Origin of the sequence: Exiguobacterium artemiae 255-15, from assembly GCF_000019905.1 — a bacterium.
Lineage (GTDB): Bacteria > Bacillota > Bacilli > Exiguobacteriales > Exiguobacteriaceae > Exiguobacterium_A > Exiguobacterium_A artemiae.
This window is the reverse complement of sequence record NC_010556.1, coordinates 409,051-431,847: the sequence shown is the minus strand read 5'-3', so window position 1 is coordinate 431,847 and position 22,797 is coordinate 409,051. Positions and strand designations below refer to the sequence as shown.

The 22,797-nt window shown below is 50.9% G+C and carries 27 protein-coding genes and 1 riboswitch; of the genes, 9 read left to right on the top strand and 18 right to left on the bottom strand.

Annotation, left to right across the window (positions count from 1 at the left end):
* Positions 1 to 79 precede the first annotated feature (79 nt).
* Positions 80 to 397 (bottom strand): DMT family transporter, encoded by a 318-nt coding sequence (locus EXIG_RS02280; RefSeq protein WP_012369317.1) that lies wholly within the window; start codon positions 395 to 397, stop codon positions 80 to 82.
* Entirely contained in the window at positions 394 to 723 is a 330-nt protein-coding gene (locus tag EXIG_RS02275; RefSeq protein ID WP_012369316.1) for a DMT family transporter, read from the bottom strand. Before EXIG_RS02275 ends, EXIG_RS02280 begins: the two co-directional genes overlap by 4 nt.
* Before the next feature lie 263 nt (positions 724 to 986).
* Here EXIG_RS02275 and EXIG_RS02270 point away from each other — a divergent pair, with 263 nt between their 5' ends.
* Together EXIG_RS02270 and EXIG_RS02265 are read left to right on the top strand one after the other, a co-directional pair.
* Entirely contained in the window at positions 987 to 1,544 is a 558-nt protein-coding gene (locus EXIG_RS02270; protein ID WP_012369315.1) for a GNAT family N-acetyltransferase, read from the top strand.
* A gap of 303 nt (positions 1,545 to 1,847) precedes the next feature.
* The gene (locus tag EXIG_RS02265; RefSeq protein ID WP_012369314.1) at positions 1,848 to 4,277 is read left to right on the top strand and encodes an SH3 domain-containing C40 family peptidase; all 2,430 of its coding nucleotides are present in this window, start codon (positions 1,848 to 1,850) and stop codon (positions 4,275 to 4,277) included.
* A gap of 54 nt (positions 4,278 to 4,331) precedes the next feature.
* On the opposite strand, the gene EXIG_RS02260 is transcribed toward EXIG_RS02265, so the two are convergent.
* On the bottom strand, positions 4,332 to 4,625 hold the full coding sequence (locus EXIG_RS02260) for a putative quinol monooxygenase (protein ID WP_012369313.1): 294 nt from the start codon (positions 4,623 to 4,625) through the stop codon (positions 4,332 to 4,334).
* Between the two features lie 77 nt (positions 4,626 to 4,702).
* Here EXIG_RS02260 and EXIG_RS16210 point away from each other — a divergent pair, with 77 nt between their 5' ends.
* The 3 genes from EXIG_RS16210 (at position 4,703) to msrA (ending at position 6,686) form a co-directional block, all read left to right on the top strand.
* Positions 4,703 to 5,152, top strand: a complete 450-nt coding sequence (locus EXIG_RS16210; protein ID WP_326930241.1) for a M20/M25/M40 family metallo-hydrolase — start codon at positions 4,703 to 4,705, stop codon at positions 5,150 to 5,152.
* The gene (locus EXIG_RS16205) at positions 5,145 to 5,876 is read left to right on the top strand and encodes an amidohydrolase (RefSeq protein WP_326930240.1); all 732 of its coding nucleotides are present in this window, start codon (positions 5,145 to 5,147) and stop codon (positions 5,874 to 5,876) included. The genes EXIG_RS16210 and EXIG_RS16205 overlap by 8 nt, the downstream gene beginning before the upstream one ends.
* Positions 5,877 to 5,947: 71 nt before the next feature.
* Positions 5,948 to 6,051: riboswitch (SAM riboswitch) on the top strand.
* A gap of 104 nt (positions 6,052 to 6,155) precedes the next feature.
* Positions 6,156 to 6,686: a peptide-methionine (S)-S-oxide reductase MsrA gene (msrA, locus tag EXIG_RS02250; RefSeq protein WP_012369312.1), complete on the top strand. Its 531-nt coding sequence runs from the start codon at positions 6,156 to 6,158 to the stop codon at positions 6,684 to 6,686.
* An 89-nt stretch (positions 6,687 to 6,775) separates the two neighbouring features.
* On the opposite strand, the gene EXIG_RS02245 is transcribed toward msrA, so the two are convergent.
* From EXIG_RS02245 to EXIG_RS02235, 3 genes are all read right to left on the bottom strand, one after another.
* Positions 6,776 to 7,255 carry a DMT family transporter gene (locus EXIG_RS02245; RefSeq protein ID WP_012369311.1) on the bottom strand — a complete coding sequence of 160 codons (480 nt, stop codon included), beginning with the start codon at positions 7,253 to 7,255 and terminating at the stop codon, positions 6,776 to 6,778.
* Positions 7,256 to 7,275: 20 nt separating this feature from the next.
* Positions 7,276 to 7,704 carry a DMT family transporter gene (locus EXIG_RS02240; protein ID WP_012369310.1) on the bottom strand — a complete coding sequence of 143 codons (429 nt, stop codon included), beginning with the start codon at positions 7,702 to 7,704 and terminating at the stop codon, positions 7,276 to 7,278.
* Positions 7,705 to 7,826: 122 nt separating this feature from the next.
* Entirely contained in the window at positions 7,827 to 8,762 is a 936-nt protein-coding gene (locus tag EXIG_RS02235) for an NAD(P)H-dependent flavin oxidoreductase (RefSeq protein ID WP_012369309.1), read from the bottom strand.
* 83 nt (positions 8,763 to 8,845) lie between these two features.
* Between EXIG_RS02235 and EXIG_RS02230 the strand changes: the two genes are divergently transcribed.
* On the top strand, positions 8,846 to 9,364 hold the full coding sequence (locus tag EXIG_RS02230; RefSeq protein WP_012369308.1) for a gamma carbonic anhydrase family protein: 519 nt from the start codon (positions 8,846 to 8,848) through the stop codon (positions 9,362 to 9,364).
* A 51-nt stretch (positions 9,365 to 9,415) separates the two neighbouring features.
* Here EXIG_RS02230 and paaX read toward each other — a convergent pair whose 3' ends face one another.
* The 12 genes from paaX to EXIG_RS02170 form a co-directional block, all read right to left on the bottom strand.
* Positions 9,416 to 10,300, bottom strand: a complete 885-nt coding sequence (gene paaX, locus EXIG_RS02225) for a phenylacetic acid degradation operon negative regulatory protein PaaX (protein ID WP_012369307.1) — start codon at positions 10,298 to 10,300, stop codon at positions 9,416 to 9,418.
* A gap of 76 nt (positions 10,301 to 10,376) precedes the next feature.
* Positions 10,377 to 11,147 carry an enoyl-CoA hydratase-related protein gene (locus EXIG_RS02220; RefSeq protein WP_012369306.1) on the bottom strand — a complete coding sequence of 257 codons (771 nt, stop codon included), beginning with the start codon at positions 11,145 to 11,147 and terminating at the stop codon, positions 10,377 to 10,379.
* The gene (locus EXIG_RS02215) at positions 11,144 to 12,352 is read right to left on the bottom strand and encodes an acetyl-CoA C-acyltransferase (protein ID WP_012369305.1); all 1,209 of its coding nucleotides are present in this window, start codon (positions 12,350 to 12,352) and stop codon (positions 11,144 to 11,146) included. The genes EXIG_RS02220 and EXIG_RS02215 overlap by 4 nt, the downstream gene beginning before the upstream one ends.
* A complete protein-coding gene (locus tag EXIG_RS02210; RefSeq protein ID WP_041261798.1) occupies positions 12,349 to 13,218 on the bottom strand; it encodes a 3-hydroxyacyl-CoA dehydrogenase in 870 nt (289 codons plus the stop codon). The genes EXIG_RS02215 and EXIG_RS02210 overlap by 4 nt, the downstream gene beginning before the upstream one ends.
* 55 nt (positions 13,219 to 13,273) lie before the next feature.
* A complete protein-coding gene (locus EXIG_RS02205; RefSeq protein ID WP_012369303.1) occupies positions 13,274 to 14,782 on the bottom strand; it encodes an aldehyde dehydrogenase family protein in 1,509 nt (502 codons plus the stop codon).
* 14 nt (positions 14,783 to 14,796) lie between these two features.
* Positions 14,797 to 15,573, bottom strand: coding sequence for an enoyl-CoA hydratase/isomerase family protein (locus EXIG_RS02200; RefSeq protein ID WP_012369302.1), 777 nt, complete (start codon positions 15,571 to 15,573; stop codon positions 14,797 to 14,799).
* The gene (locus EXIG_RS02195; protein WP_012369301.1) at positions 15,551 to 15,874 is read right to left on the bottom strand and encodes an EthD family reductase; all 324 of its coding nucleotides are present in this window, start codon (positions 15,872 to 15,874) and stop codon (positions 15,551 to 15,553) included. The genes EXIG_RS02200 and EXIG_RS02195 overlap by 23 nt, the downstream gene beginning before the upstream one ends.
* 15 nt (positions 15,875 to 15,889) lie before the next feature.
* Positions 15,890 to 16,384, bottom strand: coding sequence for a 1,2-phenylacetyl-CoA epoxidase subunit PaaD (gene paaD / locus EXIG_RS02190; RefSeq protein ID WP_041261443.1), 495 nt, complete (start codon positions 16,382 to 16,384; stop codon positions 15,890 to 15,892).
* Positions 16,385 to 16,398: 14 nt separating this feature from the next.
* Positions 16,399 to 17,184 (bottom strand): 1,2-phenylacetyl-CoA epoxidase subunit PaaC, encoded by a 786-nt coding sequence (gene paaC / locus EXIG_RS02185; RefSeq protein ID WP_012369299.1) that lies wholly within the window; start codon positions 17,182 to 17,184, stop codon positions 16,399 to 16,401.
* Positions 17,181 to 17,525, bottom strand: coding sequence for a 1,2-phenylacetyl-CoA epoxidase subunit PaaB (gene paaB / locus EXIG_RS02180; RefSeq protein WP_012369298.1), 345 nt, complete (start codon positions 17,523 to 17,525; stop codon positions 17,181 to 17,183). The genes paaC and paaB overlap by 4 nt, the downstream gene beginning before the upstream one ends.
* Positions 17,526 to 17,538: 13 nt before the next feature.
* A complete protein-coding gene (gene paaA / locus EXIG_RS02175; RefSeq protein ID WP_012369297.1) occupies positions 17,539 to 18,510 on the bottom strand; it encodes a 1,2-phenylacetyl-CoA epoxidase subunit PaaA in 972 nt (323 codons plus the stop codon).
* Between the two features lie 17 nt (positions 18,511 to 18,527).
* Positions 18,528 to 19,823 (bottom strand): phenylacetate--CoA ligase family protein, encoded by a 1,296-nt coding sequence (locus tag EXIG_RS02170; RefSeq protein ID WP_012369296.1) that lies wholly within the window; start codon positions 19,821 to 19,823, stop codon positions 18,528 to 18,530.
* A gap of 325 nt (positions 19,824 to 20,148) precedes the next feature.
* On the opposite strand from EXIG_RS02170, the gene EXIG_RS02165 reads away from it, so the two are divergent.
* From EXIG_RS02165 to pdhA, 3 genes are read left to right on the top strand one after another with little or no spacing between them, the layout of a single operon-like run.
* Positions 20,149 to 20,544 (top strand): thioesterase family protein, encoded by a 396-nt coding sequence (locus EXIG_RS02165; RefSeq protein ID WP_012369295.1) that lies wholly within the window; start codon positions 20,149 to 20,151, stop codon positions 20,542 to 20,544.
* Between the two features lie 43 nt (positions 20,545 to 20,587).
* On the top strand, positions 20,588 to 21,730 hold the full coding sequence (locus EXIG_RS02160) for a Glu/Leu/Phe/Val family dehydrogenase (protein WP_012369294.1): 1,143 nt from the start codon (positions 20,588 to 20,590) through the stop codon (positions 21,728 to 21,730).
* A 14-nt stretch (positions 21,731 to 21,744) separates the two neighbouring features.
* Entirely contained in the window at positions 21,745 to 22,797 is a 1,053-nt protein-coding gene (pdhA, locus tag EXIG_RS02155; RefSeq protein ID WP_012369293.1) for a pyruvate dehydrogenase (acetyl-transferring) E1 component subunit alpha, read from the top strand.

Below are 22,797 nucleotides of genomic sequence, written 5' to 3'. Positions count from 1 at the left end.
TATAAGGAGTATTTCCTTTTTTCCGCTAAAATATGCCACCAAGTCGGCTCGGACAGGAAAAGTAATCTAAATGATATGTTTATTCGCCTGCAAGCTTCAAGCCGATTGTCGCACTGAGAATCAAACCGATACAGACAATCCGTTTCCAGTCCTTCGCTTCGTTGTAAAAAATCATGCTGAGAATCGTACCGCCTGCCGCTCCAATGCCCGTCCAGACCGCATAGGCTGTTCCCATCGGCAACTCATTCATCGCCAAGGTCAGGAATAAAAAACTGAACCCAAAACCAGCAAACATCAGCAACAGATTTTTAACGTTTTTTTGTTGATTGTACGTATTGATCAAAACGACACCAAGCATTTCAAACAATCCGGCCAGAATCAAATAAAACCAACTCATTGTTTTTCACCCTCCCCGCTGACTAATTTCAAACCGATCACCCCTACGAGCAAGACCGCGATCAAGATCAACTTGATGACGGATGCGGACTGATCAAACAAGACGATATCCGTCACGACCGTTCCTGCTGTGCCGAGTCCGACGAAAACGGCATAGACCGTTCCGACCGGCAGATGATTACAGACCTTGATTAACACCGTGAAACTGATAATGATACTGACCACAGTCGCCGCCCATTCAAGTGGTGTCGTAGCGTGCTTTAAGCCGATGACCCAGCCGACTTCAAAAAAGGATGCCAGAATGATGCTTAACCAATATTTTGCCATGTCATTTCCTCCTTCAGTTCGAATCAAACAAAAAAGCCCGGGAGCAAGCGTAAAAACGCTTTACTCCCGGGCTTTTATCCCTCCGTTGCATAAGGTTTCCCTTATGTTCCTCCCTTGGTCCAGCCGAACGGAACCCTAGAGGATACTTATACTGTTCATTCGATACACCGACTTTAGCACGCTTGATTTTGCCTGTCAAACAGGAAAATCGGGCTGAACAGCTAATATCTTATAGAGAGTCCACTACAGAGGAGGAGTCCATCATGCGCTATAAAATCAACGAGCAACTACGAATCCGTCGTTTCACTCCAGAAGATTTAGAAGCTGTCCATGCCTATGCCTCAAAACCGATTGTCAGTCAGTATCAATCGTGGGGACCCAACTCCGAAAGCGACAGTAAACAGTTTATTCATGATGCTCTCGAGAGCGAACTTGAAAATCCACGCCGCCGTTATGTCTTTGCCGTCACCTTCCCGGACGACCGTGTCATCGGAGCCGGTGAACTGGTAATCACCGATACCGAACACAAGATTGCCGAAATTGGTTATATCCTGTCACCCGATGAATGGGGAAACGGCTATGCAACGTCCGTTGCGGCATTTTTACTCGAATTCGGATTCGAAAAACTGGAGTTACACCGGATTACTGCCACGTGTGACCCGCGAAATGTCGCTTCAGAACGTGTTCTTCAGAAAGTTGGGATGACGAAAGAAGGACAGCTGCGTGAAACCGTCTATCTCGAAGATCATTGGCGCGATTCGCTCATTTACGGCATGCTCGATTGGGAATGGCAAGTCGATCACGAAGACGATCCCGCATAATTCAGACGGTGCCTCTTTAACACGAGGTACCGTTTTTTTAACGTCATACCGTCTCTTGTATCATTTGGATGATGATTTACTTTTTTTGATATCTTTTTACACCATTAAAAATGAACATGGTAAACTTAGTTTTAATTGGATTAAAAATTAATTTTCTATAGAAATGGAGTTTTATATACGATGCCTCTTTCAAAAAAATGGTTCACATCACTCGCTGCTTCCGTCATGCTGTTCAGTTCTTTCCCGATCAGTCCGCTGGCATAAGGAAATGATTCAGCCGCCGTTGTCGACGAACAAACAGAAGTGGCGACCGGTAAACAGTTTACCCAGACTGCTACCCCGGTCTTTGAAACAACGGAAAGTACAGCCGCAGTCAGCACTCTGCCTGCCGCTACTGAAGTCGAGACGTTCGGAGTCGAGGGTCTCTTCACCCGGATCCTGCTCGATGGCGTCTACCGTTTTGTGAAGACAGACCAACTGGCGGATACTCCGACGTATCCGAAAATTGACAGTCACTATACAAATAAAGTGACAGCCCTGTATTCATCGGCAGATTCGTCGGCAGCAACCGCTCAGACATTTGCGCCAAACAGCAAAATCGATACATATGGTCAGGTCGGTCTCTTCACCCGCGTCAAACAGGATGCCGATTATCTGTTCGTCCTGACGGCGGATTTAAGTACAACCCCTGTCTATTCGGCGACAGGAGAACGGTTCGTCCAACAGAAAACGTCGGTTTATCCAACAGCTGATACGGTTGGAACACCTCTCACCACGTTGAAACAAAATGATTCCATCAAGACATTCGGGACGTCAGGGAATGTTACCCGGATTGAGTGGAACGGTACATATGCTTTCGTCTTAACGGCTCACCTCGGGACAAAACCAGTCGTCTCCTATGAAGCAACCGGTAAAAAGTACAGCCAACAAACTGCCAACGTTTATCCAACCGCCGCAACGACAGGGACACCACTCGGCATATTGTCCCAAAATCAACTCGTCGACATCTACGGCGTATCCGGTGCCTATACACGCGTCCGCTTAAATGGCGTCTATGGATTTGTCCTGACAGCTCAGTTAGGCAATCTGGAGTTTTTTGCGCAGACAGCCCGACTTTATGTCCAGTCACCTACTCCAATCCGCCAAGCACCTAACGCATCGAGTCCCGTCTTAAAAGAACACCAGACAAATACCTTGCTGACGGTATATGGCACAAGCGGTACCTACAGCCGGATTTTATTCAACGGACAGTATGCCTATGTCCTGACGAGCGCACTTGCTCCTTTAAAAGTCTATGCCAAAACAGCTCGTTTATACGTCCAGACACCGACGGCAATCCGTTCCGCACCTAATGCATCCAGTCCCGTCCTCAAGCAGCATCAGATGAACACGCTGTTAACGGTCTACGGAACAAGCGGTGCCTACAGCCGGATTCTGTTCCGCGAACAATACGCCTACGTCTTAACGAGTACGCTTGCTCCGACAAAAGTCTATGCCAAGACAGGTCTCCGGTATGCGAGCAAATCAACAGCGATTTTTAAAGACACGACGGCAAAAACGATTGTCCGTACAATGAAGCGCGCAGAACAGATTGACATTTATGGCACAAGCGGTTCCTACACACGCGTTAAGCTTGGTTCCGTCTACGCTTACGTCAAGACAGCCGATCTCGTGACGAAAAAACCGGATTTGTATGATGTCACCGGAATCCGTTACGTTCTCGATGATAAAGTCGTCGTTCATCCAAAAGCCAGTCTGACAGGAAAAATCGGCACCCTGAAGAAAAATGCACAACTGTCGATTTACGGTACAAGCGGCTACTACACACGGGTCAAAATTGGAACGACATTTGGCTTCGTCGACTCGAGTAGACTTGGCTTAAACAAACCGGTCGCGCGCCCGAAAGTCGGCACCGTCTTTTATGTCCACTTTGATCAGACGCCGCTCTTCTCAGCCGATGTCGCTTACAGCCGCCCTGCCGGTTATTTGAGTAAAGGCACAAAGTTGATTGGTCTGAAAGCAATCGACGATGACTTTTGGCAAGTCCGCTTGCCGAACGGAACAACCGGTTATGTCATCAATCCGTACATCGGAACAACAAAACCGGATATGCGTTACACCCAACAAGCGATTAACCGTCAAAAAATCTATACGGTCAAAGCAACATCGTCTTATTTTGCGACACCGGTCAGTCCGAAAAGTGCCGGATTGGTGGAACAGGGAAAACGTGTTTATCCCCGGTACCGGGTCGGTAATTTTTATGTCATCCAGTCCGGCTGGTCCCCTGTTTATCTGCCGGTCAGTGCCGTCACGGTCAAGACGGATACACGGATTGCACAGAAAAATACATCGCGCGGTGAAAAGTTGATTCAGGCAGCCGCCAAACACTTGGGAACACCATATACATGGGGTTCGCAAACAGCAGCCAACGGTGGGTTTGATTGTTCCGGACTGATTCATTACGCGACGAATGAAGCCGGGAAATACGGTGGCCGGACGAACGTCAGCGGCTACTGGTACGGGGCGTTCTTTACGAATCGACGGACGACAATCAGCAGCGGGAAACGGTCGGATATCGTCTTCTTCGAAAATACGTACACGGATGGACCGTCACACATCGGTATCATGCTCGATAATGAATATTTCATTCATGCCGGCGGCTCACAACTGCAAATCAATTCGATTTACGAACCACGTTGGCAGGAACATTTCCTCGGCTTTAAATCGATGTAACAACGAAAAAGGCGTATGGACCCTTTCGGATCCATGCGCCCTTCTTTCCTTGATTTAGAATGTCATCTCGACGTACTTCGTCACTTGACGATCCTCCAGGTATAACTCGATTTGTTCCCGGTATGCTTTATAATGATCAGATGCGATATGCGCTTCCAGAGCCTCTTCGTCCCGGTACACTTCATAAAGCATGAACTGATGTTCATTTTCAATCGATTGATGTAATGTATAACGCAAGCAACCCGGTTCATTTTGTGCTGCTTTGTAGACTGTGCTTAAAATCGGAAAGACTTGATCGGCTAATCCTGCTTTGACTGTAAGAACGGCATTGACGATGATTTCACCCATATGTTGATTCCTCCTCTGATTGATTACCTCTATCTGTACCCGTTTTTACTCAAGACATACCGAAAAGGATGATTTCGATGCAAGAAAATTTATTCACCTACTTAACTGAGTATGAATCAGAGATGATTCGTTTACGCCGCGACTTTCACCGCCATCCGGAATTATCGTTTCAGGAAGTCCGGACTCCCGCTAAAATCGCCGCTTTTTATGACGCCCTCGGTATTCCTTACCGGGCGAACGTCGGCGGCAGCGGAATCGTCGCGACGCTGACAGGGACACGTCCCGGAAAAACAATCGCCATCCGGGCCGATTTTGATGCGTTACCGTTGCAAGAAGAAACCGAGTTATCGTTCCGTTCGATTCGTCCCGGCGTCATGCATGCCTGCGGACACGACGGTCATACGGCGATTGTTCTCGGACTGGCCGCTGCTTTTCATGCCATACAGGATGAACTGGCAGGTACTGTCGTCTTCATTCATCAACACGGGGAAGAAGTGTTCCCCGGCGGGTGCCATCCAGATGATTGAGGACGGTTGTCTCGACGGTGTCGATGCCATCTTCGGCACCCACCTCGAAAATGATCTTCCGGTCGGATCAATCGGCTATCACAGCGGTCATACGTTATGTGCAATCGATGAATTTGAAATCGTTGTTCACGGTCAAGGTGGTCATGCCCAGGCGCCGCACCGGACACAGGATGCACTCGTCGCCGGTGCCCAGCTTGTCTGTAATCTCCAGCATCTCGTCAGCCGACGGGTTGATCCGTTTGAGCCGGCTATCGTTGCGATCGGTTCGTTCCACGCTGGAACGGCACCAAACATCGTCACCGGTGAAGCCCGGATCGTCGGAGAAATCCGGACGTTCAATGAACAACTCCGGCACCAGTTACGCCAACAGGTGGACCTCGTCGCCCGGACGACCTGCAGCGGAGTCGGCGCTGATTATTCGATTGATTTCACGACCGGTTATCCGTCGCTTTGGAATCATCCGGATGAAACACAGCTCGTCCAGGAAGCCGCCGGTTTTTTACCGGAAGCACAGGTTCGCGAGATGAAACCGATGATGGCAGCGGATGACTTTGCCTATTACCTCGAAAAAGTACCGGGCAGTTATTTCTTCACGGGCTCTGCAAAAACGGATGGGCGGACGATTTATCCGCAACACCATCCGAAATATGAAATTGATGAGCGGGCTCTGCTGATTGGAGCCAAAACGTTAGGAGCCACCGTTCTTCGTGCCTTACAGACATAAGGATTGACTTTCCACTTTTATGAATGGTATTATCATCCCAATGATAACGAACTTACATCAACTTCATATAACACTTATCAAGAGTGGACCGAGAGATCTGGATCGATGACGTCCCAGCAACCTGCGCACAGCAAGGTGCTACGACCAGCAAAGCGAAAGCTTTGGTTGATAAAAAGCGGCGACTCCTTTTGCAACCAAGCAAAGGAGTCGTTTTCGTTTTCTCGCTGTCAGACATGACAGGATTACGGCTCAAGCAGCCAAGGGAAAGGGAGAGATGACATGGAAAAAGCAACATTTGCAGGAGGATGTTTCTGGTGCATGGTGACACCATTTGAGGAACTGCCGGGGATTCACAGTATCGTATCCGGCTATACAGGAGGACATGTCGACAACCCGACATACGAGCAAGTCAAAACCGGAACGACCGGACATTCCGAAGTCGTCGAAATTACATTTGACCCGGCCCTGTTCTCATACGAACGGTTACTCGAACTGTACTGGCCGCAAACGGATCCGACCGATGCCGGCGGACAATTCCAGGACCGCGGTACACAGTATGCTCCGGCGATTTTTTATCACACGGAAGAACAACGCCTTGCAGCAATTGCTTCGCGTGACGCCTTAGCGGCGACAAACCGTTTTAAACAACCAATCGTCACCCGGATCGAACCGGCACACGCCTTCTATCCGGCGGAAGAATACCATCAGGACTTCCACAAAAAAAATCCGGCGCACTACAAAAAAGACCGGAAAGCATCCGGTCGCGATGCCTTTATCGATGTCGCCTGGAAAGAAGAAGTCACTGTCTGATTCAGCTTCAAAAAGAGATCACCCTTTCACGCACTTTACCAGTAGAAGTGGCGTGAAAGAAATGATCTCTTTTTTTTATCTTTTTTTCTTCAGGAAATGACTTTAACATCTTCCACTTCTTCTGTATCCTCTGCGACCTGATACCGTTTCAGGACAAAGATGCCGCTGAGCATGACGGCCAGACCGATGATTTGACCGAACGACAACTCGACTTTCGGTAAACCGAACCAGCCAAAGACGTCGACACAGAGCGCAAAACTGAGTTGCGAAATCAGGACGACGGAAATCGCAATCGACGGTCCGAGCAACTGAATTCCCCGCATGACACAAAAGACAACCCCGACACCAACGAAACCGCCAAACAGATAAAGCGGTTCGACTTCGGCCAGCCCCGCAAGCGTTCCACCCCGAAAGAAGATCAATGCGAGCAACGACCCGAGCAGTCCGACAAAAAAGACTAATGTCGTCGTCGCCCAAGCACCGAAGGCATGACTCATCCGTGCATTTAAAACGGTCTGTAAACTGATCATCATTCCTGCGACGATGGCACAAAACATTCCGAGTCCCATTCTAATTCCTCCTATTCCATTCAGGCAAATGAAAAAATCAAGACGCCGGTCAACATCAAGCCGACACCGACCCACTGCCCGGTATTACTACTTTTTTTAATGACTCCAAACCAGCCGTTCAAATCAATCACAAAGGCACACAAAATCTGGGCGACAAGCAACAGCGACATCGCCCATGTCATCCCGAGCAATTGAATCGACGTCAGTTCCGTCACGACGACGAGGACACCAAGCAATCCGCCGCTTGCGTAAATCAGCGGCAAAGTGCGGAAACCGCCGATTTTTCGGTCGCGGACAAATCCGTAAATTAATAAACAGCCGATCAGACCGACGAAATGGACGATCGTCACGGAGATCCATGGCCCTACCGCGTCACCGAGCCGGGCATTAAAGATCCCTTGCAATGCGATGAACAATCCGCTGAATAAAGCAAAAACGATTCCTTTCATCTTCATCCTCCTTTTTCTCTAATTATGAGTAGAACGTATTTTACACTCATTTGAAAGGACAAATGTCCTGAACCACAAGAAAAAGAAGCAGACCAGATCGGTCGGCTTCTTTTTCTTGTACGCTACTGGAGTGTCCGGTACATGCGTTCGATCCGTCCGAACGCATCATCCATCATCCGGTTAAACAGCTCCGCGACGGTCGGAACATCATCAATCAAACCGGAAATCAGACCTGCATTGACGTATCCTGCCGTCTCGTCCCCCTCAAGGGCTCCTTTGATATGAAACGATTCGTTTGTCTGTTCCTGAAAAGCCGTGAGTGACGTCGGCTGCAGTGCCTCGACATACGGTCCGTTCAACACCCGCCGAACCTGTCCGACTTCACGACCGATGATTCGTGTTTCCAGATCGTCTGCCTGCACAAGATGTTGTTTATACTGCTCATGCACACGGGATTCCTGTGTCGCAATCAATCGGGTGCCGAGCTGCACACCTTCTGCTCCGAGCATCCAGGCAGCGGCAAGACCACGCCCGTCGCCGATGCCGCCGGCGGCAAGGACAGGAATCGTGACATGATCCGCAATTTGTGGAATCAAGGTCATCGTCGTCAACTCAAGCGGTGAATTGATGCCCGCTGCTTCGACGCCTTCCGCCACCAGTACATCAATCCCTGCCTGTTCAGCTTTAATCGCCTGTTTGACCGAAGCAATGACTCCGATCGTCTGGATCCCCGCCTGCTTTAACTTGGACAAAAAAGGAGCCGGATTACCGGCCGACAAGGATATGACCGGAATCCGTTCCTCAATCGCCAACTCAACCAACTGTTCGGCATGGGGCGAGACGCGGATCGCGATGTTGAGGGCAAACGGACGTGATGTCAAACGGCGTGTTGCTTCGATTAACTGTCTGACTTCAGCAAGTGTCATCGTCCCGCATCCGATCGTTCCAAGCCCTCCGGCATTTGAGACGGCTGCGGTCAGTTCGGCATGGCTGATATTCCCCATCCCGCCTTGAATAATCGGGACATCAATCTTTAATTTGCTGCATAGACGAGACATGGTCTCCCTCCGTTTCCGTTGTCAGGAATGGTATACTAAGTAAGATTGAATTTTAATTCATTTTTTAGAAAAGAGGCGTTTTCATGAAGATTCCGTACCGTGATAGTTCTCCGCAGCTCGCCACAAATGTCTTTGTCGCTCCTGGCGCTTTTTTGATCGGCGATGTGACCGTCGGGGAAGAGTCGACGATTTGGTTTAATGCCGTCCTCCGCGGCGATGAAGGTCCGATCACGATCGGCAAACGTTGCAGCATCCAGGACAATGCGACCATCCACCTTTACGAGGGAGCACCGGTCATTGTTGAAGATGAGGTGACGGTCGGACACAACGCCATTTTACACGGTTGTAAAATCGGCCGGCGCTCAATCGTCGGGATGGGGGCGACGGTTCTCGATCATGCCGATATCGGGGAAGAATGTATTATCGGTGCCAACACCTTAATTCCGTCCGGCAAAAAATTCCCGCCCCGTTCGCTCATTATCGGGTCACCGGGTAAAGTCGTCCGTGAGCTCACGGCAGCCGATCTCGAGATGATTCAGGAATCGATCGATTCCTACGTCGATAAAGGATATGCCTTCCGAAAACAGCTTGCTGACAATTGACGATCTGCACGAAAACGCTCATCTCGTTTCTTCGGGATGAGCGTTTTTGTTTTAGCGTTCTGCGAACAACGGATGTTCCGAAGCATCATAATCGGCACTTTTTTGCGTCACATCGTGGGTTTCACGAAAAATGGATTCAAAAAACCGGCTCGCCGGTTCTGCGAGCAGCCGGTAGTATTGTTCAAACAACAAGGCCGCGTGATGACCGCTCCACTCATCCGGCAACAGCTCCTGCGGCAGTCCGGGATCCGTAAATAAAAACTTCCGGTATTCATGGACGAGTGTCGTCCGTTCGACAAAACACTGTTCCTCATCCATTTCACCGAGCTGGATCCGGCTTTGATGGACGATGTAACGCCGGCTGTACTCAGCAATGAACTGTTCATATCGTTCCTGTAATTCATCGAGCGGAAAGGCCCGTTCGACCAGTGATTGATCCTGTTGCGGTCCGTGGTATTCGCCGACAAAAAAGTCGATATACGCCTTGATATCATAAGCTTCAATCAACCGTTCCGCTTCTTTTTCGAGTGGGTTCGGCGAAATCCAGACACCGTTCGATAAATTTCCGAATCCGCTCCACGACAACTCTTTCCGCAATTCATCACGGATTTGCCGTTTGTCTTCCGGAATCGTGTACATCAGCGTCCGCCATTTTCCGTCCCAGACATGAGGTGTCGATTTATAAATCCGCCGGGCGGCTTCTTCCATCCGCTCGACACCACGCGGGGTCAGCGAATAAAAACTTTTCGTGCCTTGTTTTTGTGAGGTGAGCCAGCCTTGCTTGACCATCCGGGAAACCGCGACCCGGACCGCCTGTTCATTATGACCAAACTCTTTGAGCAGACGAATCAGACTGCCGACCCAGATTTGATTGCCGTAATGACGGATGTAATCCCCGTAGACCGTAAAAATCATCGATTGTGTATTCGCACTCATGTCATTCACTCTCTCTTTAATATAACGTTTTTTTGTGTACCGTTAGTATACGTGTTATTTCAGAGAACGACCATCCTCATTTTCCTTGAAACTGCGGTGTCCGTTTCTCGGCAAAAGCACGTAACGCCTCCAAGCGGTCTTCCGTCGGGATGACGGTTTCATAGGCAGCTGTTTCAAGTTTCAAGCCTTCTGAAAGCGTATGATCAAGCCCTTGGTCGATTGCCTGTTTCGCCTGCCGGATGGCAATCGGTCCGTTGCGCAGCATCTCGTCGGCAAAAGCCAGACAGACTTCCATCAATTCTTCGACGGTCGGAACGACACGCGAGACGATGCCGTAACGTTCCGCTGTCTCCGCATCGATTTTTTTTGCGGTGAAAATCATTTCCTTTGCCCGGGTCTCCCCAATCAACCGGGGCAGACGTTGTGTCCCGCCGGCGCCGGGAATGATCCCGAAACTGGTTTCCGTTAAGCCGACGAGCGCACCGTTGACGATGATCCGGAAATCACAGGCGAGCATCCATTCGAAGCCTCCTCCGAGCGCATGACCGTTGACGGCAGCAATCGTCGGTTGCGGCAAACGGGCAATATCTGCGAAGACGTCACGAATCATTTCGACGTTCCGTCGGACTTCCGTTTCGTTTAACGTCACCCGTTCCTTTAAATCCGCCCCGGCACTAAATGCTTTCCCCGTTCCCGTGAAGAGAACGACCCGGATATCCGGCTCGCGACGGACGGTTGCGACGAGCTCTTTCAATTCGACCAGCGTCGGATAATCGAAACAGTTCAGCCGTTCCGGCCGGTCCACCCGAATAACGGCGACGTGATCCAAACGTTCCAAATGAATCATGTCAGTTCCTCCCGTTCAACAATGAGTGCAATGCCTTGTCCGACTCCTACACACATCGTTGCGAGACCATATGTCTGATTCGTCCGGCACATTTCGTGGATTAACGTCGTCAAAATCCGTGCCCCGCTTGCGCCGAGTGGATGACCGAATGCGATCGCACCTCCGTTGACATTAACTTTTTCCGGCGGTAATCCAAGCTCGTTCATACAGGCGACGCTTTGTGCCGCAAACGCCTCGTTGAGTTCAATCAAGTCCAGCTGCTCCACCGTCAAACCGGCCCGTTTCAAGACTTTCCGGGTCGCGTCGACCGGTCCGATTCCCATGACAGCAGGCTCGACACCGGCGACGGCACTGGCCCGGTAATAGGCAAGCGGTGTCAGACCAAGATGTTCCGCCGTTTCTTCGCTCATCAACAACAGCGCAGCTGCCCCGTCGTTGACACCCGATGCATTTCCCGCTGTAACAGTACCGTTCGGAAACAGGCTTTTGAGCGTTCCAAGCTTTTCACGGCTTGTGTCGGGACGCGGATGTTCGTCCGTATCGACTTCGATGACCTGACCTTTACGTGTCGTATACCGGACCGGCACCAGCTCGGTTTGAAAACGATGTGTTTCCATCGCCTGCTTCGCCCGTTGCTGACTGGAAAAGGCAAAATCGTCCTGCGTTTCCCGCGAAATGCCGTACCGGGTTGCAACGTGTTCCGCCGTTTCCGGCATCGAGTCCGTTCCGTACATTCCTTGCAGCTTTTCATTGACGAACCGCCAGCCGATTGTCGTGTCATACAGCGTCGGATTCCCGCGGGCGAAACCCGTTTCCGGTTTGCCCATGACGAACGGAGCCCGGGTCATGCTTTCCGTTCCGCCGGCAATATAAATATCGCCTTCGTTCATCGCAATCGCCCGGGCTGCCGCAATGACGGCATCCAGTCCGGAACCGCACAGCCGGTTGACGGTTGTTCCCGCGACTTCTACCGGCAGACCGGCGAGTAAGCCGGACATCCGGGCGACATTCCGGTTATCTTCTCCCGCCTGATTGGCATTTCCGAAAATCACTTCTTCGATTTGCTTCGGATCGACATTCGGATTGCGGTCAACGAGGGCTTGAATGACACACGCCCCTAAATCATCCGGGCGGACGTCTTTCAGTGCCCCGTTATACCGGCCGATTGGTGTACGGACCGCATCAATGATCGCTACACGTCTCATCGTGTCTTCACCCCGCTGTCGGAATACTCATAGACACCGCGTCCGGTTTTTCGCCCGAGCCGTCCTGCTTTGACATACTGTTCGAGCAGTGGTGCCGGCCGGTATTTTTCACCCAATTTTTCATGCAGATACTTCAGATTGTTTAAACGGGTGTCGAGTCCGACGAGATCCCCGAGTTCAAACGGTCCCATCGGATAGTTCAGTCCAAGCTTGATCGCTTTATCAATTTCTTCCGGTGTCCCGAGTCCTTCCTGGAGCATATAAAACGCTTCATTTCCGACAAGGGCACTGATCCGTGACGTAACGAATCCGGGAAACTCCTGAATGACAACCGTCTCTTTTCCCATCTGTTGCGCAACGGTTTCGCAGATCATTACCGTTTCGTCCGATGTCTCAAGACCCCGTGCCAGTTCGACGAGCGGCATCCGGTGGACCGGATTAAAGAAATGCATCGCCATGACCCGTTCCGGACGTTTCGTAAACGACGCAATCTCGGTCGGGCTCATCGTCGACGTATTGGTCGCAAAGACACACTCCGCCGGCGCATGACGGTCCAGTGTCTCAAACACCATTCGTTTGATTTCGAGTCGTTCCGGAACAGCTTCGATTACGAGATCTGCTTCTTTGACCGCCTCTTCTAAATCCGTTGCATAACGCAAACGGTCGAACAGTTGACCGACTTCTTCCGTCGTCATTTTCCCACGGCTGACACCTTTATCCGCAATCGTTTCCAGTTCTTGCTGCGCTGACGCAAGCAGTTGTTGCTCCACATCGACGAGCGTCACGTCAAATCCGCTTGCTGCTGCGACGTACGCAATCCCTCTTCCCATCACACCTGATCCTACGACAACCATCTGTTGAACCATCATCTGATTTCCCCCTTTAAAAAAGCGTCCGGACGAACGTCCGCACGCTTTGGTTTTACAGTCCGAACGGATTAAGTGGACGACTGCCGTAGTACGACAGGATACTTTTCGTTTCCGTATATAAATCAAGCGTCTCGATGCAGAGTTCACGACCGAAACCAGATTGTTTGTAGCCGCCGAACGGTGTGCCCGGGAAGGCCGAGAACGGACAGTTGATCATGACGATACCGGCTTTGATTTGATTCGCAATCCGTGTCGCCCGCGCTCCGTCTTTTGTCCAAATCGCTGATCCGAGTCCGAACTCCGTATCGTTTGCGAGACGGACGGCTTCTTTTTCGTCCTTGAACTTCATCACGACGACGACCGGTCCGAAGATTTCTTCCTGGACGGCTTTCATGTCGTGTGTCACATCGGCAATGATCGTCGGTGCATACCAGAAACCTTCTTCAAAGCCGGCTACCTTCTCGACTTGACCCCCAGTCAAAATCGTAGCACCGTCCGCTTTTGCCGACTGGACATAACCGTCGATGACATCGAGTTGCTGTTGATCGATGATCGCTCCGACGTGTGTGCCTTTGTCGAACGGATTACCGAGCACCAATTGTTTCGTTTTCGCGACGAATTGTTCCATGAACGTATCGTAAATGTCTTCATGAATATACAGGCGTGAGCGCGCTTCGCACGACTGACCGCTGTTGTAGAAGATTCCGAACAACGAACCGTCGACAGCTGCCGTGATATCGGCATCCTCAAAGACGAGGTTCGGTGATTTACCGCCAAGCTCGAGCGTGACGCGTTTCAGACTTTCCGACGCCCGGCCCATGATATCTTTTCCGACTGGTGTTGAACCGGTGAAGGCCACTTTATTAACATTCGGATGCTCTACCAAATGATTGCCGATTTCACGGCCCGATCCCGGAATGACGTTGACGACGCCCGCCGGTACACCGGCTTCGAGACAAATTTCACCCAGGATAATGGCTGTCAGTGGTGTCAGCGTCGCCGGTTTCACGACAACCGAACAGCCGACGGCAATCGCCGGTGCGACTTTCCACGCCGCCATCATCAACGGATAGTTCCACGGAATGATTTGGGCACAGACGCCGACCGGTTCTTTTTCCGTGTAGTTATGGAATTGACCCGGCACGTTATTGACGGATCCGCGGTGACCGACGATGGCACCGGCATAAAATTCAAAGTCTTCAATCGCTTGCGTGATTTGTCCCTGTGCCGCAGCGAGTGATTTCCCGGTATCCAGAATCTCGAGTTCCACGAGCTCATTAAAACGTGAACGCATGATGCCGGCAATTTTATTCAGCACTTGTGACCGGCGACCGACCGGCCACATTTTCCACTTCCCGTGATCAAAAGCATCACGCGCCGCCTGGACAGCACGATCGGCATCGGCTTTTGACGCTTTTGCGACTTCCGCGATGACTTCGCCCGTCGCCGGATTATACGTTTTGAATGTCTCGCCTGATGTCCCTTCGACCTGTTCGCCGTTGATGACCAGATGATAGACGGAACGTTTCATCTCAATTGTTTTTTCATGTACCGTTGACATAGCTCCCACTCCTTTTAGTTTCCTTTGAATGTCGGTTGGCGTTTTTCAACGAAAGCTTGCATGCCTTCCGTTTGATCGTTCGTCCCGAATAGTAAGTAGAAATTTCGTCGTTCATGATCCATGCCGTCTTGCAACGACAGATTCCCTGCTTTATCAACCGCATCTTTAATCAGACGCACGGACATCACCGGTTGCGCTGCAATCCGCTCGGCCACTGTCAACACATGTGCTTCAAGCTGATCCGCTTCCACGATCCGGTTGATGATCCCGAGTTGCTGTGCTTCCGATGCCGGCATCCGGTCTCCCGTCCACAACCATTCCAGTGCCCGTGTCCGACCGATCCGTTTCGTCAACCGTTGTGTCCCGCCGGCTCCCGGCATGACGCCGAGTCCGACCTCCGGAAACGCAAACTGCGTCTCGGGTGTCGCATAGATTAAGTCGCAGGCGAGAGCCAGTTCAAACCCTCCGCCGAGCACAAAGCCATGAACGGCCGCAATCAACGGTTTATGCAGCCGGCTGATTCGGTCCCAATCCGCAAACGGATCAAGCAATTCCATCGAAACCGGGGTTGCGTCGACCATCTCCTCGATGTCGGCTCCGGCGGAAAAGGATTTTCCTTCACCGTTCAGGACGATGACCGCAACCGTTTCATCCTGATCGAACCGCTCCATCGCTTCGACGATTTCCCGGATCATCGCCCGGTTTAAGGCATTGTAACGCTCCGGACGGTTCAGCCGGATCCGGCCGATCCGACCGTCGATACTCGCCTTAACGTACTGTGGCGTCAGCATGGACTTCTTCACCAATCATCAGCGTTACAAGATCTCCCGCAAAGCCCATCAAATCTTTCCCGGATGCTTTCCCTTCAAGCGAACGCATGCCGGCTTTCATCGTTTCATGGCTTTCGTAGACCATTTCGCACATCAGATAATATTTCCCGTCTCCGCCCATCGGTGAACCGACGATTTTCGTGACCGTCATCTGTTGCAGACCGGGAATCTTGGCCGTCAGCGGACCATGGACATTAAAGTAATGCTCGTCAAACTGTTCCTTGTTTTCCGGATGTGTATAAAGCGCGATTAGTTTTACCATAATGATTACCTTCCTTCACATGAGAGTAGAGACGGGTTTCATCGCCTCGAATGGATTTTTGCATGATTTACAGTATAAAATGCTGCGACAAGCCGTCGGACCAAACAGATTTTCAATCGAGACGAACGTCGATCCGCAGTACGGACAGTCGATTTCCCATTTCCCATCGACGACCCGCGGCGGGGCAATCCCAAACGACTTCAGACCGGCAATCCCTTGTTCCGTAATCCGGTCCGATGTCCAGGGTGGATCAAACAGGAAGACGACATTGACCGTATTGACCCGAGGTACTTGCAACAACGCGGATTCCGTATTTTTTTGAATGATATCAAGCGCCGGACATCCTAAAAATGTCGGCAGCAGTGTCACCCGGACATCGTATCCGAACGGTGTCTCCGTCCATTCCGTCGCTTCGACCATCCCGAGATCCAGGATACTGACCGCATCGATTTCCGGATCCTTGACCGTATCGAGCGCCTGCCGGATCTCCTGTTCTAAACGTGTCGTCATCTGCCGTTCCCCTTTCACCATACCGCTGACTGATCGAGCAGATACACTTCCCCGAGCGTCGATAAGGCATCGTTCAAATCAGGCGAGTGCTCACCGTTTCGTCCGTTGTAGGTCATCTTCATTTCCGGCAACGTGACGTTTAGATCGACGAGCACCGGCGTCAGTGCCTGATACCAGCGATCCAGTAAAATCCCCTGACCTTCAATCAACCGCATTTCATCAATCAGTTCTGACGCTTCCCCGTAATCAAACAGATCACCGAAGTCTGCCAGCACCCGTTCAAGCGCCGCATCCATTTTCTGACGGGCTGTTTCCGTCGATTGATACAGCTGGGTGAACCACGTCTGCCAGTGCAGCAGATGATAATACAACTCCATGTTGACCTTGACGGCGAGGGCCGCAAGCGGCGTATAACTGCTTTTTTTCAACGAATCAATCCGAACCTTTTTCGCGAGCGTGTAACAATAGTTGCGGACAACGGCGTAGGCCCAGTCGTATTCCGGGTTTTCCATATAATAGCCCGGTCCGTTGACGCGTTCGACGAGAACGGAGTTTTTCCGTTCGTGCGCAAGCCGGACGTGTGCGAGTGCATCGGCTTTTCCTTCTCCGATTTCTTCAAGCAGCTGATAGTACATCGCCGCATGCCCCATCGAATCCTGGGCAATCGAGGATGACGCGACATCTTCTTCGATATGCGGAGCGAGCCCTAACCACTCTGATCCCCGGTAGGCGTATAAAAAGTCATCATCCGCCAGTTGATAGAGCAGTGAAGCCAACGCTAAACGTTCTGTTTCCGTCATTTCGAATCGCCTCCTTGCCAGGACATGATTTCTTTTTCATCGAGCATCTGTTGCTCATAATGACGCCATTTTTTCTTCAGGTAACCGTACCCTTTCGTCGTCCGGTAATCTTTGTTGTCGAGCCGTTGCAGCATCAGCTTTTCATCCGGTGTCATTCCCCGGATATCGGCCCGTTTGACGACCCAGATGTCGACGACCGGTTCGCGGCGCATGAAATTTTCCTGCGCCATCAGTAGAGCCATCTCTTTATTCGGTGCCAGTAAACTGAACTGATGCGTAAAGGCTGCATTCGGCGTCCGTTTACTGAACACTTCGAACTCTTGATAAAACGTTTCCGTCATGGTCTTTCCTCCTTCAGCCGATCGTCTCAGCAAGTGCCTCGCGCACCCAGGCATTGTTTTGATATGAAGTTTGGCGTAAGGCGAGCCGTTCCTTCGAACGGGGACAGCCGCCCTGAATGATTTTCTTGAATTCCGTCCAGTCCGGCTGGGCGTAAATCCATTGTCCGGTTTCCTCATCAAACCGTAATGTCGGATCCGGAATGATGAGACCAAGCGAACGGATACGGGGAACATATTTCGTAAAGAAATTTTGCCGCAACTCTTCGTTTGTCTTCGTCCGGATTTTATAAGCGATCGTCACGTCCTGTTTGGACGTACCGGTCGTTTCTTTTGATGCCGGACCGAAGAACATCAACAGGGATTCCCACCACTCGTCCAGCGATTCCTGAATCATTGCTTTTTGTTCCGGTGTCCCTTCTGCCAGAGCCATGATGATTGATTCGCCGTGCTGGGCATGGAACACTTCTTCGGCACAAATCCGTTGCAATGCCCGTGCATACGGTCCGTAGGAAGCTCCGAGCATGTTCGTCTGGGTAATGATTGCTGCCCCGTCGACGAGCCAGCCGATTGTCCCGGCGTCTGCCCAGGAACGGGTCGGCATATGGAAGACGTTATGGAATTTAAGACGTCCCGTGAATAAGTCATCCATCAGATCCGCCCGTGTTTTCCCGTACGGTTTCATCAAGTCCTCAACGACCCGAAGCAGGAGTTGACCATGTCCCATCTCATCCTGGACTTTTGCCATGATACCAAGTTTCCGGCGTAAGGACGGCGCTTTCGGCACCCATTCTTTTTCCGGTAAGGCGCCCATGATTTCACTGATGCCGTGCATCGAAATCAATTTGATCAGCGTGTCCCGGTAGAAATCAGGCATCCAGTCGTCGGCTTCAATTTTTTCCCCGTTTTCGATCCGTTCTTTAAATCGTTCCATTTTTTCCTCTTCGGTCATGACCGGTGGTTCAAAAAGATGCGTCGCATCGTACATTTCATTTCCTCCTTTGCTTAAACAAACTTCTTCTCAGACTCTGTGCGACGGTCGATGATTCGAACGGCCTTGCCTTCAGACCGCGGAAGTCCATATGGCGGGTGACAAATCAGATCCACTGATATCAGACATTCTGTTTTCATCGCATGACAGATGACCCGCTTCAGCTCTTCGGCAACCGTCCCAGCTTCGAGCTCGATGTGCAGTTCCAGTGCTTCAAGTCCTGCCCGTTGAATCCGGTGAATTTGATAGTGCGGTGTGACACCCGGTTGTTGCAACAGCACCCGTTCGATTTCGGACGGGAAAACATTGACGCCCCGGATAATCATCATGTCGTCCGTTCGTCCTTTGACCCGTGACATCCGGGTCGTCGTCCGGCCGCAGGCACAGACTTCTGTCGTCACGGATGCCAAATCCCCGGTCCGGTACCGGATGATTGGAAGCGCTTTCTTTTTTAAGCTTGTAAAAACGAGTTCCCCGACCATTCCTTCTGGTAGCGGTTCGCCCGTTACGGGATCAATGACTTCTGTGATGAACAAATCATCCATCAGATGCAATCCGTTTTGTTCCTGACATTCCATCGCGACACCGGGACCCATGATTTCGCTGAGACCATAGATGTCAAATGCCCGAATCCCCCACTTGTCTTCGAGGGTCTGCCGCAGCTCTTCCGACCATGGCTCGGCTCCGAAAATCCCGTACCGGAGGCTGCTCATCTTCGGATCGAGACCCTTCTCTTCCATCCGTTCCGCCAGATGCAACATATAAGACGGTGTTCCGCAAATTCCGCGCGGCTGAAAATCTTCAATCAATGTGATTTGCCGATCCGTATTACCGCCGGACACGGGAACAATCGTCATTCCCAGCTGTTCAGCTCCGCTGTGCAAGCCAAGTCCGCCGGTGAACAGACCGTAGCCGTAGGCGTTGTGCAACAAATCGGTTTTTTCAGCACCGATGGCGACCAGACCACGTGCAACAGCGGTCGACCAGTCATCGAGGTCACTTTGTGTATAACCGACGACGGTTGGTTTTCCGCTTGTTCCGGATGAGGCATGGATCCGCACCGCTTCATGCGGCGGAACGGCAAACAATCCGAACGGATACTGTTCCCGAAGGTCACTTTTATACGTGAACGGCAACTTTTGGATGTCTGCCATCGTTTGCAGTGCTTCGGCATCAAGTCCCCGTTCCTTGAAGCGGGTTTGATAAAACGGAACATGTTCCATCACATGACGAACGGTCTCTCGTAGACTTGTCAGTTGTAAGCGCGTCCGTTCTTCCGCTTCCATCGTTTCCAGGATTTCGTTATACAAGTGGCACCCCTTCCCGCGTCTATATAACACAATAAATAAACGTTCGTTTTAAAATGGTTATACCATTAAACTACGATACGTTCACAATGTTGTCAATCCTTCATTTTGTTAAAAGCTCCCAACTTTCTTAAGATCCGTCTTTATTTCGATTAAATATGTGAATAAAGACCTTTCCTACAGAGAAACTCAAAAAACGATATTTCTTTTTGGAAAATATTCCTGAAATTGTTTGCTCATTTTGTAACTGATTGATAAAATATCGTGTGACAAGTGTTATACTGTTTTTGGTAAGACCAGCTCTGGTCAGGGGTAAGGGGGAATCGACGTGAAAAACGGTTTGTCGCTCGGCGACTCTGCGGTGATCGAGACGACTGTCACAGAAGAAATGTTTGCACAGTTTGAGGGTGTGGTTGTCCATCCCGCCTATTCGACCGTCTCGATGGTCTATCATATGGAATGGGCTGCCCGAAAACTCATCCTTCCTTATCTGGAAGAACAGGAGGAAGGTGTCGGTGGAGCTGTTTCCTTAAAGCATGTAGGAATGGCGACACTCGGATCGAATATCCGGATTGAAGCCGTTGTCAGTGAGCTTACCCCGGGTCGCGTATTGGCAAAAGTCGAAGTCAGACACGGCAATCGTGTCATCGGTCTTGGGGAAGTCAAACAGATTATCTTAAATAAGCAGCTGATTCAGGAAAAGTTGACGCCGCATGTTTTTTGAACTTAAAAATGAAAGCGCTTACTAAAGTTAGGAGGATGTTTTTATGAACATGTTGAACCCATCCACAAATCCATCGCTATCGATCATGGAAAAAATCTCAGGTCACGAGCAGGTCGTTTTTTGTAATGATCCTGTGTCCGGTCTGCAAGCCATCATTGCCATTCATGATACGACACTCGGTCCCGCCCTAGGTGGTTGCCGGATGGCACCGTATTCGACCGTCGATGAAGCTCTCGATGATGTCTTGCGGCTGTCACGCGGCATGACGTATAAATGCGCTGCAGCCGACGTTGATTTCGGCGGCGGGAAAGCCGTCATCATCGGCAATCCGGCAACAGACAAAACACCTGAATTGTTCCGTGCTTTCGGACGATTCGTCGATTCGCTCGGCGGACGGTTTTATACCGGAACGGACATGGGCACGACGATGGACGATTTCGTCCATGCCAGCCGGGAAACGTCACGGATCGTCGGGATTCCGGAAGCCTTCGGCGGCAGCGGCGATTCATCGATTCCGACGGCAGAAGGTGTCATTTACGGTTTGCGGGCAACTGTCGAAACCTTATACGGATCCGATGACTTGAGCCGGGCCAGTTATGCCGTCCAGGGACTTGGAAAAGTCGGCTATAAAGTTGCCGAACAGTTATTGTCCGCCGGCGCGAATCTGTATGTATCCGATTTGAGCGAAGCCGTTCTCGCTGCTCTCGTTGAGCAGGCGGAAAAAACACCGGGAACGGTCCGTGTCATTGCTGCCCATGAAATTCATCTGACAGATGCGGACATCTTTGTCCCGTGTGCCTATGGTGGTGTCATCCAGGCGGCGAATATCGGACAGTTGCAATGTAAAGCCATCTGCGGATCGGCCAACAACCAGCTGGCCGACGATGCGCTGGCACTCGAATTACAGCAACGCGGGATTTTATATGCACCCGATTATATCGTCAACGGCGGCGGTCTGATTCAAGTCGCTGACGAACTGTACGGGGCAAACCATGAACGTGTCCTGTTAAAAACGAAACATATCTATGATGCGGTGCTAGAAGTGTTTAACGAGTCGCATGCAGAATCAATCACGACACTCGAAGCCGCCAACCGGATGTGCAACAAACGGATTCAGATCCGGTCTCGTCATAACAATATCTTTACGAATACGATCAAACCGAAATGGAACATCCGTAACGACTAATGGAGGTGACACCAATGGAAACCGAATTTCCGATTTACCGGATCCTTGATGATGCGGGACAAGTGACGGATACATCTAAAACCGATTTGCTGACAAAAGACTTGAGCCTCGCCTTATTTACACATATGAACCGAATCCGGACGTTTGACCGGAAAGCGATCAATCTCCAACGTCAAGGGCGGCTTGGCACCTATGCACCGTTCGAAGGACAGGAAGCCGCACAGGTCGGCAGTGCGTATGCGTTGCAGGACAAAGACTGGGTCTTCCCGACATACCGGGATCACGGAGCAACACTGACGTTTGGCGCCGACATGGTCCGGACGTTCTTATATTGGAACGGACGCGTCGAAGGCTGTGTCGCGACGGATGAGTTGCATATCTTTCCACCCGCTGTTCCGATCGCCACACAAATTCCGCACGCAGTCGGTGCGGCATGGGCGGAAAAACGAAAAGGATCGACCCAAGTTGCCGTCGCTTACTTTGGCGACGGAGCGACGTCGGAAGGTGATTTTCATGAAGGCATGAATTTCGCCAGCGTCTTCCAGGCTCCGGTGATCCTGTTTAATCAAAACAACGGCTATGCGATTTCCGTCCCGATTCAAAAACAGATGCATTCGGAAACGATTGCCCAAAAAGCATTGGCATACGGTATGCCAAGTGTACGGATTGACGGCAATGACGTGTTCGCCGTGTATTTCACGATGCAAAAAGCACTGGAGCGGGCCCGTTCCGGTGGCGGTCCGACATTGATCGAAGCCGTCACGTGGCGCTTCGGTGCCCATACGACGGCGGACGATCCGTCGAAATACCGCGATCAGGAACGCTCCCGGGACCGAGTGGATCCTCTCGAGCGACTAGAAGCATTCATGAAGGAACAGGGCTTTTATGATGAGCAGGAGATCGAAACGATTCGGTCCCGTCATCAGGAAGAAGTCGAAGCCGCCGTCAAGACGATGGAATCCTTCCCGCCGCCTGACGTCAATGATTTATTTGACCATACGTTTGCAACATTACCGGACGATTTAGTCCGTCAAAAAACGGATTATCTGACTGCAAGGGGGAATTAA

Bases quoted from the DNA above. Each gene is read 5' to 3' on its own strand.
- EXIG_RS02280 (WP_012369317.1), bottom strand. From the start codon at position 397: ATGAGTTGGTTTTATTTGATTCTGGCCGGATTGTTTGAAATGCTTGGT.
- EXIG_RS02275 (WP_012369316.1), bottom strand. From the start codon at position 723: ATGGCAAAATATTGGTTAAGCATCATTCTGGCATCCTTTTTTGAAGTC.
- EXIG_RS02270 (WP_012369315.1), top strand. From the start codon at position 987: ATGCGCTATAAAATCAACGAGCAACTACGAATCCGTCGTTTCACTCCA.
- EXIG_RS02260 (WP_012369313.1), bottom strand. From the start codon at position 4,625: ATGGGTGAAATCATCGTCAATGCCGTTCTTACAGTCAAAGCAGGATTA.
- EXIG_RS16210 (WP_326930241.1), top strand. From the start codon at position 4,703: ATGCAAGAAAATTTATTCACCTACTTAACTGAGTATGAATCAGAGATG.
- EXIG_RS16205 (WP_326930240.1), top strand. From the start codon at position 5,145: ATGATTGAGGACGGTTGTCTCGACGGTGTCGATGCCATCTTCGGCACC.
- msrA (WP_012369312.1), top strand. From the start codon at position 6,156: ATGGAAAAAGCAACATTTGCAGGAGGATGTTTCTGGTGCATGGTGACA.
- EXIG_RS02245 (WP_012369311.1), bottom strand. From the start codon at position 7,255: ATGGGACTCGGAATGTTTTGTGCCATCGTCGCAGGAATGATGATCAGT.
- EXIG_RS02240 (WP_012369310.1), bottom strand. From the start codon at position 7,704: ATGAAAGGAATCGTTTTTGCTTTATTCAGCGGATTGTTCATCGCATTG.
- EXIG_RS02235 (WP_012369309.1), bottom strand. From the start codon at position 8,762: ATGTCTCGTCTATGCAGCAAATTAAAGATTGATGTCCCGATTATTCAA.
- EXIG_RS02230 (WP_012369308.1), top strand. From the start codon at position 8,846: ATGAAGATTCCGTACCGTGATAGTTCTCCGCAGCTCGCCACAAATGTC.
- paaX (WP_012369307.1), bottom strand. From the start codon at position 10,300: ATGAGTGCGAATACACAATCGATGATTTTTACGGTCTACGGGGATTAC.
- EXIG_RS02220 (WP_012369306.1), bottom strand. From the start codon at position 11,147: ATGATTCATTTGGAACGTTTGGATCACGTCGCCGTTATTCGGGTGGAC.
- EXIG_RS02215 (WP_012369305.1), bottom strand. From the start codon at position 12,352: ATGAGACGTGTAGCGATCATTGATGCGGTCCGTACACCAATCGGCCGG.
- EXIG_RS02210 (WP_041261798.1), bottom strand. From the start codon at position 13,218: ATGGTTCAACAGATGGTTGTCGTAGGATCAGGTGTGATGGGAAGAGGG.
- EXIG_RS02205 (WP_012369303.1), bottom strand. From the start codon at position 14,782: ATGTCAACGGTACATGAAAAAACAATTGAGATGAAACGTTCCGTCTAT.
- EXIG_RS02200 (WP_012369302.1), bottom strand. From the start codon at position 15,573: ATGCTGACGCCACAGTACGTTAAGGCGAGTATCGACGGTCGGATCGGC.
- EXIG_RS02195 (WP_012369301.1), bottom strand. From the start codon at position 15,874: ATGGTAAAACTAATCGCGCTTTATACACATCCGGAAAACAAGGAACAG.
- paaD (WP_041261443.1), bottom strand. From the start codon at position 16,384: ATGACGACACGTTTAGAACAGGAGATCCGGCAGGCGCTCGATACGGTC.
- paaC (WP_012369299.1), bottom strand. From the start codon at position 17,184: ATGACGGAAACAGAACGTTTAGCGTTGGCTTCACTGCTCTATCAACTG.
- paaB (WP_012369298.1), bottom strand. From the start codon at position 17,525: ATGACGGAAACGTTTTATCAAGAGTTCGAAGTGTTCAGTAAACGGACG.
- paaA (WP_012369297.1), bottom strand. From the start codon at position 18,510: ATGTACGATGCGACGCATCTTTTTGAACCACCGGTCATGACCGAAGAG.
- EXIG_RS02160 (WP_012369294.1), top strand. From the start codon at position 20,588: ATGAACATGTTGAACCCATCCACAAATCCATCGCTATCGATCATGGAA.
- pdhA (WP_012369293.1), top strand. From the start codon at position 21,745: ATGGAAACCGAATTTCCGATTTACCGGATCCTTGATGATGCGGGACAA.